Raw genomic sequence first — 14,651 nt, 5'->3', positions numbered from 1 at the left:
TGAATATCAGGCGAAGTCCTGCTCGGCCGACCACTGCTCGTACCACTGGCGGAACAGCGCGTACTGGTTCTCGGCATAACGACGCTGGGCATCGCTGAGCGCATCGGTCTCGTTGAAATGCAGGGTGTATTCCTTGTCGCCGTTGAGCACCATCAGGTGCTTGTAGTAGAGCACCAGGTCGCAGCCCTCATCGAACGACGACAGCACCGCCAGGGCGGACTCCAGCTCCCGCGCCTGGCGACGTGCCTTGGCATCGCCCTTGGCCGCTTGTTTGCTCAAGGCCACCAGGCGCAACACTTCGCGCGGCAGCGCGTTGCCGATGCCGGTGATGGCGCCGGTGGCGTTGCAGTTGACGAAGCCATGAACCACCTGGGTGTCGACACCGACCATCAGGGTCACGTCATCGTCCCTGGAGGTGATGTGTTCGGCGGCGTAGCGCAGGTCGGCCGCACCGCCGAACTCCTTGAAGCCGATCAGGTTCGGGTACTCGCGGCGCAGTTCGAAGAACAGGTCGGCGCGGGTGGCGAAGCCGTAGTAAGGGCTGTTGTAGATCACCGCCGGCAACCCCGGGGCGGCTTCGAGGATCGCGGCGAAGTGGGCTTTTTGCGCGGTGGCCGAAGCGCCGCGAGACAGCACGCGCGGAATGACCATCAAGCCATGGGCGCCGACTTTGGCCGCGTGTGCCGCATGGGAAACCGCTTCTCGGCTGTTGACCGCACCGGTGCCGACGATGGTCGGAACGCCTGCGGCCACCAGGCGCGCCACGCCTTCCTGACGCTCGGCTTCGGTCAGCAGCGGCCAATCGCCCATGGAGCCGCAATACACCACTGCGCTCATGCCAATGTCGATCAGCTCGCGACCCTTGGCCACCAGCGCGTCGAAGTCCGGCTTGCGCTCGGCGGTGCATGGGGTCATCAGTGCAGGGATGCAGCCAGTGAAAATGTTATCGCTCATTTTGTTGTCACTCCTTGAAGCGTTCATTCAGATCGGGTTAGGGAAAAGGCGTGGGGCTCAAATGCCCCACGCAAAGGGATCCTGTTCGTCGATCAGCAGCGTGCTGTCGGCGGTCATGTAGGCGCGGCCGGTAATGAACGGGCGGATGCGTTCGCCTTCCCATTCATAGCTGCCGACAAATTGGCTGGCGGTGATGCTGGCCTGGACCCAGCGCTCACCGGCGGCCAGTTTTCCATCGGCCGCCAGGCATGCCAGTTTCGCGCTGGTGCCGGTGCCGCAGGGCGAGCGGTCGTAGGCCTTGCCGGGGCACATGACGAAGTTGCGGCTGTCGGCCGATTCGTCGTCGGCAAACAGTTCGATGTGGTCGATCAGCGCGCCGTCTTCACCGTGGATGCCTTGGGCCTCGAGGGCCTTGAGCATTGCCCAGGTGTACTCGGTGAGGAACTCGACGTTGTCCATCTGCAACGCCTGACCGTGCTCGGACACCAGGAAAAACCAGTTGCCGCCCCAGGCGATGTCGCCGTACACGCGGCCATGTCCCGGCACTTCGACCGGCACCTGTTGGCGGTAGCGGTAGGCAGGCACGTTGCGCAGGGTGACGTTGCCGTCCTCATGCAGCGTGGCGCTGACCGGGCCGACCGGCGTATCGATCTTGTGCTCGCCAGGCTGTATGTGACCCAGGTGATGCAGCGAGTTGACCAGGCCGATGGTGCCGTGACCGCACATGCCAAGGTAGCCGGCGTTGTTGAAGAAGATCACGCCGCAAGTGGCATCCGGCGACACCGGTTCGCAATACAGCGCACCCACCAGCACATCGTTGCCACGGGGCTCCAGCAGGCAGGCGCGACGCCATTGGTCATGCTGCTCGCGCAGGGCATCGCGCTTCTCGGCCATGGTCCGGCCGGACAACTGGGGCAGGCCCGACATCACCAGGCGAGTCGGCTCGCCGCCGGTGTGGGAATCAATGACATGTACTTTTTTCATATACCTATCCATTAGAGGAACACGCAGGCATTGCTGGCCTGAATCTCAGCGGGAAGTCTGGATGGATGCACCGATCGGACGCAGGCCTGTGGCCGTGCCGCTGTAAACGGGATCGGCTTCGGCTTCACCGTCCTCTTCTTCCAGGCGAACCAGATGCGCCGGCACGCCGGTGGCTGCGCCCCAGTAGTAGATGCCCATCGCGCAGGCCGCCACGACCAGGGTGTCGAAGGGATGGGTAAGCACACCCATGCCGCCGAAACTGCCGAGCCAGGACAGCAAGATGGTCACGGCATAGAAGCCGATCAGCCACGCCGAAGAGCGCACTTGTTGGCCCAGGCTCAGGTGCTGGGTCGGCACAAAGCGACCGCACAGCAGGTACACCACGAACATCAGGATTTGCAGGCCAAGCAGCCAGGACACGGTGCCCCAGCCGGACCAGTAGACGATCAGCGCGGCGATGATGAACGACACCGGGCCGAGGACACCCATGCGCTTGACCTTGAACGGGCGCGGCATGTCGGGCGCATTGCGGCGCAGGGCGGCCACGGACACCGGTGCGACGGCGTAGCTCAACACCAGCGCGGCGGAAACCACGTTGATCAGCGCTTCCCACGAAGGGAAGGGCAGGGTCCAGAACACCGACAGGGCAAAGGTCAGCCACAGCGCCGGGCGCGGGATGCCGGACTTTTCGTCAATGCGGGTGAAGACCTTGAAGAACGTACCGGTCTGCGCCCAGCCGTAGATCACCCGCGGGGTCGCGTTCATGTAGATGTTGCCGCAACCGCTTGGGGAGATCACCGCGTCGGCCACCACCAGATAAGCCAACCAACCCACACCCAATGCCAGGGCGATGTCGCGGTAGGGCAGGGCCAGTTCCTTGGCGACGCCGGCCCAACCGTTGGCGAGCATTTCGGTGGGCACGCCGCCGAGGAAGGCCACTTGCAACAACACATAGATGGCGGTGGAGAGCAGTACGGAGAGGATCAGTGCAATCGGGATGGTGCGTTGCGGATTCTTCACTTCGCTGGCCACCGAGATGATCGGTGTCAGGCCCAGGTAGGCGAAGATGATGCCGCCGGCGGACACCGCCATTTCGACACCTGACAGCCCGAACGGCATGAAGCCCTGGGACTGGAAGTTCTGCGGTTTGAAGAAAGTGAACAGCACGCCGATTACCAGCAACGGCACGATGAACTTGAACATGCTGATCAGGTTGTTGGCCTTGGCGAACGTTTTCACGCTGTAGTAATTGAGCATGAAGAACAGGCACAGCAGGCCGAACTGAAGCAGCCAGCCGATCGCCGTCGGATTGCTGGAACCGGCCTGGGTCAATGCCGGAAACCACGCCGCGGCGTACTGGCGCGCGGCGACCACCTCGATGGCCACCAGGCTGGAAAACGCGATCAGGGTGATGAAGCCCATCAGGTAGCCGAGCAACGGGCCGTGGGAGTACACCGGGTAGCGAATCACACCGCCGGCACGGGGCAATGCGGCGCCGAGTTCACAGTAGACGATGCCCAGCAGCAGCACCGCAAAACCGCCCAGCAGCCAGGAAAATATCCCCGCCGGCCCCGCGATGGCAGACACGTGACTGGCTGCGAACAACCAGCCGGAGCCGAAGATGGCCCCCAGTCCGATAAACGTAAGGTCTATCAATGAAAGTTGTTTTTTGAATTTGCCTTGGCCTGACATTGCATTGTCTTCTTGTGAGTTATTGGATAGGCAGGTGTGCACTTCAAGTCCTCCCCGTCGGTTTTGCCGAGGAGGGCGGTGGCCATAGAGTGAACTCGGCGGCTTGCTCGCGATTGATGTTTTCCTTGGGTGTCGATGACGAAATCAGCACAATGGGCAACGGCCGATCATTGGGAGAGACAGGTAGATGACTCAGGATGCGTTTGCGCTGTTGTGCCAGGGCGACGACTCGAACCGCCCCGAATCCATCGAGCAACTGCTGGCAGGCATTGCGCTTTTGTTGCCGATGCTCGATGTCATTCCGAACGCCGCGATCTTCATCAAGGACGTGCAGGCGCGCTATGTCATGGCCAACCGCACGCTGGTTCAACGCTGTGGCTTGAAGCAGCTCAAGCCGCTGCTGGGGAAAACCAGTGCCGAGGTATTTCCCGAGCAGTTTGGGCCCGGCTATACCGAACAGGACCGGCGTGTGCTGGAGCAAGGTCTGGTGCTGGAAGACCAGCTGGAGTTACACCTGTACGGCAGCCGCGAGCCGGGCTGGTGCCTGACCCATAAACGACCGCTGTATAACCGCCATAATCAGATCATCGGTCTGGCGGGCATCTCGGTCGACCTGCAGTCGGCCACTGACACGCACCCGGCGTACCAGCGCCTGGCGGCGGTGGACGAACACATTCGCGCGCATTTCAACCGTCGCGTCACCCTCGGCGAGTTGACGCGCATCGCCGGCATATCCGTGGCGCAGCTCGAGCGCTACTGCAAGCGCGTGTTCCATTTGACGCCACGGCAAATGATCCAGAAGGTTCGCCTGGAGCACGCGCATCGACTGCTCCACACGGACCTGCCGATCACCGAAGTCGCCCTGCAATGCGGCTATACCGACCACAGCGCGTTCACCCGGCAGTTCAAGGCATTGACCGGCTTCACCCCGCGCCAGTACCGCCAGGCCACCGGTCACCAGCAACCGTCCGGTGCGGATTAGCGACGTGCCGCCAACGGCCCTGTAGACTGGCCGCGCAAAAGGCGCCAGCCTCACCACTTCAAGCAAGAGAGATCTCATGGCAAATCACGACCTGACCTTTACGCCCGATCCTGATGCGGATTCGATTTCTTCCGATGTCGTCGGTTTCGGCGGTGTGCTGGTCTCGACCCAGATCCCGACCCGCGCCGACGGCAGCCTGGAACTGGGCGACATCACCCTGCAAAGCGAATGCACCCTGCAAGCGCTGAAGGTTGCGCTGGAACGTGCCGGCAGTTCCATGGACCGCGTGATGCATCTGACCATCTACCTCACCGACATGGCCGACCGCGCCGCGTTCAACGAAGTCTACAAGCGTTACTTCGCCAAACCATGGCCGGTGCGCGCTGCCGTCGGGGTTGCCTCGTTGGCGGTGGAAGGCATGCGCGTGGAAGTGACCGCGATGGCTGCCAAGGCCTGATCGAAGCAACACACAAAACCTTGTGGGAGCGGGCTTGCTCGCGAAGGCGGTGGGTCAGTCGAAATCAATGTTGCCTGACACGCCCTCTTCGCGAGCAAGCCCGCTCCCACACTGGGCATTTGTCGAATCCAGAATTTGGGTACGCGTCCAGCTCTGCCAAAACACCACCTGGCAGCGCACGGGTGCCGGTCAGGCGTTTCGCCGCTACAATGCACGCCTCGACCGTGACAAGCCTGACTAAAAAAACTATGTCTTTGCCCAAACATCACCTGGAATTGCTCAGCCCTGCCCGCGATGTCGCCATCGCCCGCGAGGCTATCCTGCATGGTGCCGATGCCGTGTACATCGGTGGCCCGAGCTTCGGCGCCCGCCACAACGCCTGCAACGAAGTGAGCGATATCGCCCAATTGGTGGAGTTCGCCCGTCGCTACCATGCGCGCGTGTTCACCACCATCAACACGATCCTGCATGACAACGAACTGGAACCGGCCCGCCAGCTGATCCACCAGTTGTACGACGCCGGCGTCGATGCGCTGATCGTCCAGGACCTGGGTGTGATGGAGCTGGACATTCCGCCGATCGAACTGCACGCCAGTACCCAGACGGACATCCGCACGCTGGAGCGGGCGAAGTTCCTCGACCAGGCCGGTTTCTCGCAACTGGTGCTGGCCCGCGAGCTCAACCTCAAAGAGATCCGTGCCATCGCCGACGAAACCGACGCGGCCATCGAGTTCTTTATCCATGGCGCGTTGTGCGTGGCGTTTTCCGGCCAGTGCAACATTTCCCACGCGCAAACCGGGCGCAGCGCCAACCGTGGCGATTGTTCCCAGGCCTGCCGTCTGCCGTACACCCTCAAGGATGAAAAGGGTGGCGTGATCGCTTACGAAAAGCACCTGCTCTCGATGAAGGACAACAACCAGAGCGCCAACATCCGCGCACTGGTCGAGGCCGGCGTGCGTTCGTTCAAGATCGAGGGCCGCTACAAGGACATGGGCTATGTGAAAAACATCACCGCCTACTACCGCCAGCGCCTCGACGCCGTGCTCGAAGACCGCCCGGACCTGGCCCGTGCCTCCAGTGGGCGCACCGCGCACTTCTTCCTGCCCGACCCGGAAAAAACCTTCCACCGTGGCAGCACCGATTACTTCGTCACTGACCGCAAGATCGATATCGGTGCGTTTGACTCGCCGACCTTCACCGGTTTGCCGGTGGGTGTGGTCGAGAAAGTCGCCAAGCGTGACATGCAGGTCGTGACCCATGAGCCGCTGTCCAATGGCGACGGCCTCAACGTGCTGGTCAAGCGTGAAGTGGTGGGTTTCCGCGCCAACATCGCCGAACCGAAAGGCGAGTTCGAGGAGGACGGCGAGAAGCGTTATCGCTATCGCGTCGAGCCCAATGAGATGCCGGAGGGGATGTACAAGCTGCGCCCCAACCATCCGCTGAATCGCAATCTCGATCACAACTGGCAACAGGCGCTGCAAAAGACCTCCGCCGAGCGTCGCGTGGCCTTGCGCTGGGTTGCGCGCCTGCGTGAAGAGCAGCTGGAACTGACAGCTACCAGCGAAGAAGGCATCAGCGCCAGCGTTACCCTGAATGGCCCGTTCGGCGCCGCCAACAAGCCGGAACAGGCGCTGGAGCAATTGCAGGATCTGCTCGGCCAACTGGGCACCACGCAGTACCACGCCATCGACATCAAGCTGGACGCGCCGCAGGCGTACTTCATCCCGAACTCGCAGCTCAAGGCCTTGCGCCGTGAAGTGATCGATGCCTTGACCGAAGCGCGGATCGCCGCCCATCCCCGTGGCAGCCGCAAGGCCGAAACCACTCCGCCGCCGGTGTACCCGGAATCGCACCTGTCGTTCCTGGCCAACGTCTACAACCAGAAGGCCCGCGACTTCTATCACCGCCATGGCGTCAAGCTGATCGACGCGGCCTACGAGGCCCACGAGGAAGCCGGCGAGGTGCCGGTGATGATCACCAAGCACTGCCTGCGGTTCTCCTTCAACCTGTGCCCGAAACAGGCCAAGGGCGTGACCGGCGTGCGCACCAAGGTTGCGCCAATGCAACTGATCCACGGCGATGAAGTGCTGACGTTGAAGTTCGACTGCAAGCCTTGCGAGATGCACATCATCGGCAAGATGAAGGGCCACATCCTCGATATGCCGCAGCCGGGCAGCGTGGTGGGGCACATCAGCCCCGAAGACCTGCTCAAGACCATCCCGCGCGCGCCGCACTGAGTGACCGGTGAGCGCCCCGCAACGGTGCGCTCACCTGTTGTTCAAAACCCGGCGTAGTTGAAGTAGATGTATGCCACGGCAACTGCCAGACCAAACGCTGCCAGGGCTTTTGTATGTGCAGTGGCCTGCAATTCGTTCGACGCTTGTTCATGGGGTTGCGAGTACGCGGTGGCGTTTTGGCGGCGCTGCAGAATGGCCCGCCAGGTGTAACCCAATCCCGTCAGCAGTGAAATGGCCATCAGGCCGAGGATCAGCCAGCGTATGGTTGCCGGCTTTTTAGCGGCGGCCAGGCTGTTCTCGTGTTCACAGGCCGCGCTCCCGAACTCCAGGACAGAAATGGCTTGGTAGACCGTCGAGGGCTGCTGCGCATCACTGTGCGTCGCGGCCATTTGTTCCAGGTCCAGTGCCTGGTACTTCCAGAGAGTCATCGATCCTTCCCGGCAGTAGGTGAACGCAGCAGGGCTGGAAGCGGCGATGATGCACGCGTCGTCGATACCGATTTTTTTCAGGGCTTCCATCGCAGACCGTGTGAAGTCCATTTCGAGGACCGGAATGACGCAGTTGGCAGACACCGCGGCCGACACCAGCAGGCACGCCATGGCGCAGAGGGTTGATGTTTTCAAGGTCGAGACCCCCTCGTTTTTTGCAGGATTTTTGTTGTTAACGCGGAGTCTGGTTGCAAGCTGCTTTTGCTGAAGTCTAGACGCTGGCGACAAACCCGGAGCTAGCGGTCGACATTATTCACAGGAGTCGGCGACGGCTTTTTCAGCCCGTTTGAATTCCTGTTTGACATCGGTGGGGATGCGTTGCTTCTTGAGTTCCTGACCGAGGAAGGGTTGCTCGCCCCGGGACTGGACCTCGGCGTCCTCGGCGGTTATCTGCGCTTCGATAGTCGCGGAGTGCTTGTCGATGACGGCATCGACCTCGGCTTCATTCCTGGCGGTATCGAGTGCCAGGACCAACTGGCCTGCCTCGGCTTTTTCGGCTTCGGCATAGGCTTCGACCGTCAACCCGGAGGCCAGCGCCCGCGCCTGGATTTGCAGCCTGTCGAGATGCTCCCGGGCGGTCTTGCAGACCGCTTCCTGTCGCTGACTCTGGATGTGATCCCAGGTGTTCAATCCATAAATCGCCGCCCCGACCACCAGGAGGGTTGCAGCGGTACCCATTAATTTGCCTTTCACATTTGGCGCCCTCAGATTGCAAGGGGAAGGGTGTTGCGCTGACGATTCCTGATTCCATTCGAGAAAAGCGTAGCAGACCTGGTCGGGCTGAATGTGTGCCGACCGTTCGCCGCGATTCGGCTCAGCACTAAGCATCTGTTTTAAAAAACAAAATATTGTGTTGGGGCTTCCCAGACGAGGCAAAAGTTGGTAAATTTGCGCCCACTCTTGCACAGGCCCTCACGGAGCCTCTCGCGCAAGCAGGCAACAGGTCTTGTTGCCACTCAAGTAAGCGAGTGCCAGGCACTCATCGCAACAGATACAGGGGCGTCGCCAAGCGGTAAGGCAGCAGGTTTTGATCCTGCCATGCGTTGGTTCGAATCCAGCCGCCCCTGCCATTTTCTTCCTGCATAATCAGATAACACTTCGTCGGCGGTTCTGATTCGCTGATTCGCTGGTTTTTTGCGTCCGTTGTCCATTTCCCTGATGTTCCCTTGCCAGTCAGCGTCCAGCCAAGGCTCACGGGTGTCCTTTCGGCGCGTTTCATCAAGACTTTTCAGCTGATCTGGCCATCCGTCACTGAACCAGCGCAGCGCTGTAGTTGTTTCTACATAGCGCTTACACTGATGATCCCCGTCGTTTCCTAACTTCAAAGTCAAGAAAAGGACGCCTCACATGAAAGTCAGTGCACGCAACGTATTCAAAGGCAAAGTCAGTCAGGTCCAGCCAGGCGCGGTCAACGCCGAAGTGGTTCTGACCCTGGCGGGCGGAGAGCAACTGGTTGCCGTCGTCACCATGGAAAGCATCAAGAGCCTCGGCATCGCCGTCGGCAAAGAAGCCGTCGCGCTGATCAAGGCGCCGTGGGTGATGTTGATGACCGAATCGAGCGACATTCGCCTGTCGGCGCGTAACTGCCTGGAAGGCAAGGTACTGAGCGTTACCGATGGTGCGGTCAACGCAGAGGTGGTCATCGAGCTGGCCGGCGGTTCGAAGGTCTATTCGATCGTCACCCGCGATGCTGTGGCAGAGCTGGGTCTGGCAACCGGCGTCAGCGCCACGGCCGTGATCAAGGCTTCCCACATCATCCTGGGCGTTCCGGCCTGATCAGACACAAGCATTGCTTACTGATCCCCGTGATCGATTTCCTGATGGATCACGGGGATTTTTCGTTTTCGGCTCCCAATCATCACTACCGAAACCGTTGTGGAATGGCCTCGGCGAACGGGTACATGGAAAAGTACGGCCTTGCCTCGTCGATCACCCGTTTGACCGAGGGCCACTGGATCAACCTGTCGAAATAAGCACTCAAGCGATGATGATCGTCGGGAAACGGCACGAGGGTGCTGGCATAGAACAGCGCCGGAGCAGCGGCACAGTCGGCCATGCTGAATGCCGGGCTGGCGGCCCAGGCGTTTGCGCTCAACTGATGTTCAAGCATGCCGTACGCCGTTGTCAGCGCGGCGCGTTCGCGGGTCAGGTCGCCGTTGGAGGCGTTCATTCGGTCAGCGACGATCTTCTGCATCGGCACCTGGACGTGCAGGTCGAAAAAACGATCCCACAGGCGTACTTCCAGCGCGGCATCCCAATCTTCAGGAATCAGGCACAGGTGGCCGGCCTGGTGGTGGTCCAGGTACTCGATGATCACACTCGACTCGGCTACGTTCCGTTGGCGGTCGTGATCGCGGATCACCGGAAATTTGCAGAGTGGCCAAAGTGCTTGCAGCTCAGCCCGGTCAGCCTCGTTGCCCAGGTCGATGATCCTTTTTTCAAACTCGATATCCAGTTCATAGAGAGCGATCAGCGCTTTGTGGCAGAACGACGAGAGCGGATGGAAATAAAGAGTCAGCGGCATGTTCCTTTCCTTGGCGAAGGGGGAGGCCCGTGCAGTATCGACCCAGGTTCGCTTCGGTGCGAGGCGGTTCGTCAGGTGGCTGTGATCTCGGTGGCGATTGCCATTCCCCGCGCAAACTGGTTTAAGGGCAAAAGACTGGCTTGCCCAAGGCTTTCAACTTGCGTAAACAGTGCAGGCGCCGAATGATCGGCGCCAGGGGATACAGGTTTCCAGGTCGGGAGTGACAGGTATCAAAGCGTTATTTCACAGGTTCGTCGACAGGACGAAGCGAGGCGAGCGTTGGTAGAGCGACGTCAGTTCAGCGGAGCGATGAAAGGCAAGAACCTTCGCTTCCTCAAGGAGCATGAAGGCCAATCCGTTCTGCAGGCGCGTGCAGGTTTCCTGTTGCTCGAGCATTTCTCGCTGCCGGCGTTTACCCAGGCGCTGGATACGGTCGTGACGGCCAACCTGTTGCGGCCGGAGCTGTTTTCAACGAAAACCTTCGGCCTGAAGGACGCAGAGGTGATCAGCGATCTGGGGCTGGTCATCCGTCCCGACGCCTGCCTGAGCCATGCCGAGATACAGAACCTGGACCTGCTGGTGGTCTGTGGCGGATACCGCACCCATCTGCACGCCGACGAGGCATTGATCAACCTGCTGCAAGACGCGGCGCAGCAGGGCGTTACCCTGGCTGGCGTGTGGAACGGCGCGTGGTTTCTCGGACGCGCCGGTTTGCTCGAGGGTTATCGCTGTGCGATTCACCCGGAACACCGCCCGGCACTGGCGGAAATTGCCAAGCTGACCCAGGTGACCAGCGAAGCCTACGTGGTGGATCGTGACCGCCTGACAGCGTCGAGCCCGACGGGTACGTTCTATATGGCCCTGGAGTGGATCAGGGGGCTGTACGACAAGGCGCTGACCGATGGCATCGAAGACATTCTGGCGTTTGAAGCCTCACGCTACCGGCGCATCAAGCCGTCGCTGAATGTCTCGGTCAGTGGTCCGCTCAGAGAGGTGGTCAACCTGATGGACGCCAATCTGGAGGAACCGCTGGAAATGGAAACGCTCTGCCTCTACGCAGGGCGCTCTCGCCGGCAGATCGAGCGTCTGTTCAAGGAGCAGTTGGGCACCACGCCGCAACGCTATTACATGGACCTGCGCATCACCGAAGCGCGGCGCTTGCTGCAGCACACCACGCTGACCATCGTCGAGGTCTCGGTCGCCTGTGGTTTCGTTTCTCCCAGCCATTTCAGCAAGTGCTACAGCTCTTATTTTGGCTATCGGCCGTCCAGGGAAACCAGGCTGGTGAAGTAGGCCGCCGATCAACGCCGGCCTCGCCGTCGACCTGCCGCACGATGTCGGCACGGTAAGAGTCACGCCTGTTCATCCGACAGCGGCCACATGCGCTGTCGGATGTGATGCCGGCCGGCGTCACCCTGATTTCCGCTGCGAGCTGTTCGGGTTAGAGTGCAAATTCTGGCCTGATTGTCAGGCATGCCACGTTTAGGGTCATTGCGCCATGCACCAGATCGGACTGATTGTTTACCCCGGTTTTCAGGTTCTGGGGCTGGCCATGTGTGCCGCCTTCGAGTTGGCCAACAACGCCGCAGATGAGCCGTTGTACAGCATTGCCTTATTGTCCGAGCCGGGTGGCCTGGTGCAGACGTCCGCCGGTTTCGGTGTGCAGACCGAAGCGTTCGACCAGCGTTCGTTCGATACGCTGCTGGTCATGGGCGACAACCTGATCCGCCCGACCACACCGGGCATGTTGGCGTTTTTGCGCCGCGCCAGTCACGGCACCCGGCGTCTGGGCTCGATTTGCACGGGGGCGAATGCATTGGCGGAGGCCGGTTTGCTCGACGGTCGGCGGGCGACCACCCACTGGGCGCATGTACCGGCCTTTCGCAAGGCGTACCCGAACGTGAAGGTCGAGGAAGACCGGATCTTCATCAACGATGGCCACCTGTGGACGGCAGCGGGCATGAGCGCGTGCGTGGACCTGGCATTGGCGCTGGTGGAGATGGATCTGGGCGCCGAGGTTGCCCGCAAGGTGGCGCGGCAATTGGTGGTGTACCACCGGCGTTCCGGCGGGCAGTCGCAGTTTTCGGTGATGCTGGAACTGGCCCCCAGGACCGACCGGATACAGGCCGCGCTGAACTACGCCAAGCAGAATCTCAAGTCGGCGCTGACGGTCGAGGAACTGGCCAGCGCGGCCAATCTCAGCCCTCGGCAATTCAGCCGGGTGTTTCATGCCGAAACCGGCCAGTCTCCGGCCAAGGCCATCGAAAACCTGCGGGTCGAGTCGGCCCGGTTGATGATGGAAAGCGGGCGGCACTCCATCGATGCAGTGGCGACAGCCACTGGTTTTGGTGATCGGGAACGCATGCGCCGCGCTTTTATACGTGCTTTCGGACAGCCGCCGCAGGTGATTCAGCGTGCCAGTCGGGGGTGATCTTCGTGATGTCCTAAAAGGTGGTGCATACGACATTCATGCCTTTGTATTATTGTCGTAATCTTTATCTCGTTGAAACCTTTCCTTCAGTGAGATCACCGCCATGAGCCTCGTCAAAGCCGCCGCCGTACAAATCAGCCCCGTTCTTTACAGCCGAGAAGGCACCGTCGACAAAGTGGTGCAGAAGATTCTCGAACTCGGCGAACAGGGCGTGCAATTCGCTGTGTTCCCGGAAACCGTCGTGCCGTACTACCCGTACTTTTCCTACGTGCAGTCGCCGTTCGAAATGGCCGCCGAGCACCTCAAGCTGCTGGATCAGGCGGTCACCGTGCCCTCAGCTGCCACCGATGCCATCGGCGCTGCGGCCAGGCAAGCCGGCATGGTCGTGTCCATTGGCGTCAACGAGCGCGATGGCGGCACGCTGTACAACACGCAGTTGTTGTTCGATGCCGACGGCTCGCTGATCCAGCATCGTCGCAAGATTTCCCCGACCTACCACGAACGCATGATCTGGGGCATGGGCGACGGCTCCGGCCTGCGGGCCGTCGACAGCGCGGTAGGGCGCATCGGTCAATTGGCCTGCTGGGAGCATTACAACCCGCTGGCCCGTTATGCCTTGATGGCCGATGGCGAGCAGATCCATGCGGCGATGTACCCGGGGTCGTTTGCCGGTCCCCTGTTCGCCGCGCAAATGGAAGTCAGCATTCGCCAGCATGCCCTGGAGGCAGCGTGCTTCGTGGTCAACTCCACGGCATGGTTGTACCCCGAGCAACAGGCGCAGATCATGGCCGATACCGGTTGCGCCATCGGCCCGATCTCCGGCGGTTGCTATACCGCGATCATCAGCCCGGATGGCACGGTGCTGGGCTCGTTGCTGGAAGGTGAGGGCGAGGTGATCGCCGACCTCGACATGAGCCTGATCGACAAGCGCAAACGCATGATGGATTCGCGCGGCCACTACAGCCGCCCGGAACTGCTGAGCCTGTTGATTGATCGCACACCTCAAGCCCATGTGCACGAGCGTAGTGCGCATCCGAAGCTGGCCGAAGAGACCGGGCTGGAGGAACTGATTCGTTAGTTTCGGCACGGTCCCCTGTAGGAGCCGGCTTGCCGGCGATGGACTCAAGTGCGCTGCGTTTGCCCAGTTCACCCGCGTTATCGTTAACGACCATCGCCGGCAAGCCGGCTCCTACAGGTATTGCGTTACTTTTTTTGTCCGCGTTGCAGGTTTCGTTTCAGCGCCGCCAGAAGAAACGGGTCAGCAGCGCATCGATGCTGAGCTTGCCGGCACCCGACAGCAGCAGCGGTGTGAAGGCCACAAGGTAGATCAATGGCAGTTTGAAGTTGCCGTAACCCTTGTTGCTGATGGCATAGCCCTGGGCAAGTTCACTCAGGGTGTGCCAGTCGGCGGGCCAATGGATGGCGGCAGTTGCGACGAGGGTCACGACCATCAGGCTCAACGCCGAAAAACGCGTGCCCAGGCCCAGCAGCAAAGTCATGGAAAAGATCAGTTCGGCCCACATCGACAGCTCCCAGTTCAGCGTCGCGGGAATGTGGTCGAACGGAAACGGGAAGCGGTTCTGGATATCGGCGAACCAGTTCTGGCCGTTGAATTTCTCAAGGCCCGACTCGAAGAATTCCCAGGCGAGGAACACTCGCAACGCCAGGGGGGCAACCCAGTCGCCGGCACGGTCGAGGTTCAGGTGCAGGCCTTTGACGGCCGAAGAAATGGAGGTGCTCATGGACGTTGATCTCTTTCAGGTCAGGGAGGCGGGGCAACGGCATGCCCCGTGAGTTGAGCGCATTGATCGGCGTGGCCGATCGGCAGGCGTATTTCATCAATGGGGTGTATCTGCGGTGTGTCGTTGTGGCGGGGTTTTGAGTGCGGGGTGTGTCGGGGGC

14 protein-coding genes and 1 tRNA gene are annotated in these 14,651 nt (G+C 60.9%); 8 read left to right on the top strand and 7 right to left on the bottom strand.

Translation table 11 applies throughout. From position 1 onward, the window contains the following. Positions 1-6: 6 nt before the first annotated feature. From ACCD00_RS18820 to ACCD00_RS18810, 3 genes are read right to left on the bottom strand one after another with little or no spacing between them, the layout of a single operon-like run. Positions 7-954 carry a dihydrodipicolinate synthase family protein gene (locus ACCD00_RS18820; protein WP_413426764.1) on the bottom strand — a complete coding sequence of 316 codons (948 nt, stop codon included), beginning with the start codon at positions 952-954 and terminating at the stop codon, positions 7-9. 57 nt (positions 955-1,011) lie between these two features. Next, positions 1,012-1,938, bottom strand: coding sequence for a 4-hydroxyproline epimerase (locus ACCD00_RS18815; RefSeq protein ID WP_413426762.1), 927 nt, complete (start codon positions 1,936-1,938; stop codon positions 1,012-1,014). A gap of 45 nt (positions 1,939-1,983) precedes the next feature. Next, the gene (locus ACCD00_RS18810) at positions 1,984-3,630 is read right to left on the bottom strand and encodes an APC family permease (RefSeq protein ID WP_413426760.1); all 1,647 of its coding nucleotides are present in this window, start codon (positions 3,628-3,630) and stop codon (positions 1,984-1,986) included. Positions 3,631-3,817: 187 nt separating this feature from the next. On the opposite strand from ACCD00_RS18810, the gene ACCD00_RS18805 reads away from it, so the two are divergent. The 3 genes from ACCD00_RS18805 to ACCD00_RS18795 all read left to right on the top strand — a co-directional run bounded on the left by ACCD00_RS18805 (position 3,818) and on the right by ACCD00_RS18795 (position 7,306). Next, positions 3,818-4,612: a helix-turn-helix domain-containing protein gene (locus ACCD00_RS18805; protein WP_413426758.1), complete on the top strand. Its 795-nt coding sequence runs from the start codon at positions 3,818-3,820 to the stop codon at positions 4,610-4,612. A 76-nt stretch (positions 4,613-4,688) separates the two neighbouring features. After that, the gene (locus tag ACCD00_RS18800; protein ID WP_008021538.1) at positions 4,689-5,069 is read left to right on the top strand and encodes a RidA family protein; all 381 of its coding nucleotides are present in this window, start codon (positions 4,689-4,691) and stop codon (positions 5,067-5,069) included. 248 nt (positions 5,070-5,317) lie between these two features. Beyond that, positions 5,318-7,306 (top strand): peptidase U32 family protein, encoded by a 1,989-nt coding sequence (locus tag ACCD00_RS18795; protein ID WP_413426756.1) that lies wholly within the window; start codon positions 5,318-5,320, stop codon positions 7,304-7,306. A gap of 41 nt (positions 7,307-7,347) precedes the next feature. Here ACCD00_RS18795 and ACCD00_RS18790 read toward each other — a convergent pair whose 3' ends face one another. Continuing rightward, positions 7,348-7,929: a hypothetical protein gene (locus ACCD00_RS18790; RefSeq protein WP_413426754.1), complete on the bottom strand. Its 582-nt coding sequence runs from the start codon at positions 7,927-7,929 to the stop codon at positions 7,348-7,350. Positions 7,930-8,043: 114 nt separating this feature from the next. Then, positions 8,044-8,472 (bottom strand): hypothetical protein, encoded by a 429-nt coding sequence (locus ACCD00_RS18785; protein WP_413426752.1) that lies wholly within the window; start codon positions 8,470-8,472, stop codon positions 8,044-8,046. 317 nt (positions 8,473-8,789) lie between these two features. On the opposite strand from ACCD00_RS18785, the gene ACCD00_RS18780 reads away from it, so the two are divergent. After that, a tRNA-Gln gene (locus ACCD00_RS18780) sits at positions 8,790-8,864 on the top strand. Positions 8,865-9,141: 277 nt separating this feature from the next. Continuing rightward, on the top strand, positions 9,142-9,570 hold the full coding sequence (locus tag ACCD00_RS18775) for a TOBE domain-containing protein (protein ID WP_008021531.1): 429 nt from the start codon (positions 9,142-9,144) through the stop codon (positions 9,568-9,570). Positions 9,571-9,655: 85 nt separating this feature from the next. Here the strand turns inward: ACCD00_RS18775 and ACCD00_RS18770 are convergent, their stop codons facing one another. Continuing rightward, entirely contained in the window at positions 9,656-10,318 is a 663-nt protein-coding gene (locus ACCD00_RS18770) for a glutathione S-transferase family protein (protein WP_413426750.1), read from the bottom strand. A 279-nt stretch (positions 10,319-10,597) separates the two neighbouring features. On the opposite strand from ACCD00_RS18770, the gene ACCD00_RS18765 reads away from it, so the two are divergent. The 3 genes from ACCD00_RS18765 to ACCD00_RS18755 all read left to right on the top strand — a co-directional run bounded on the left by ACCD00_RS18765 (position 10,598) and on the right by ACCD00_RS18755 (position 13,827). Beyond that, positions 10,598-11,611, top strand: a complete 1,014-nt coding sequence (locus tag ACCD00_RS18765; RefSeq protein WP_413426748.1) for a GlxA family transcriptional regulator — start codon at positions 10,598-10,600, stop codon at positions 11,609-11,611. Between the two features lie 205 nt (positions 11,612-11,816). After that, entirely contained in the window at positions 11,817-12,749 is a 933-nt protein-coding gene (locus tag ACCD00_RS18760) for a GlxA family transcriptional regulator (protein ID WP_413426746.1), read from the top strand. A gap of 103 nt (positions 12,750-12,852) precedes the next feature. Further along, the gene (locus ACCD00_RS18755; RefSeq protein ID WP_413426744.1) at positions 12,853-13,827 is read left to right on the top strand and encodes a nitrilase-related carbon-nitrogen hydrolase; all 975 of its coding nucleotides are present in this window, start codon (positions 12,853-12,855) and stop codon (positions 13,825-13,827) included. Positions 13,828-13,984: 157 nt separating this feature from the next. On the opposite strand, the gene ACCD00_RS18750 is transcribed toward ACCD00_RS18755, so the two are convergent. Then, positions 13,985-14,491, bottom strand: a complete 507-nt coding sequence (locus ACCD00_RS18750; RefSeq protein WP_413426742.1) for a DoxX family protein — start codon at positions 14,489-14,491, stop codon at positions 13,985-13,987. Positions 14,492-14,651: the final 160 nt, after the last annotated feature.

Origin of the sequence: Pseudomonas sp. Pseusp3, from assembly GCF_047304225.1 — a bacterium.
Lineage (GTDB): Bacteria > Pseudomonadota > Gammaproteobacteria > Pseudomonadales > Pseudomonadaceae > Aquipseudomonas > Aquipseudomonas fluorescens_CD.
The sequence above is the reverse complement of the archived record's forward strand: the minus strand, read 5'-3'. Positions and strand labels throughout refer to the sequence as shown.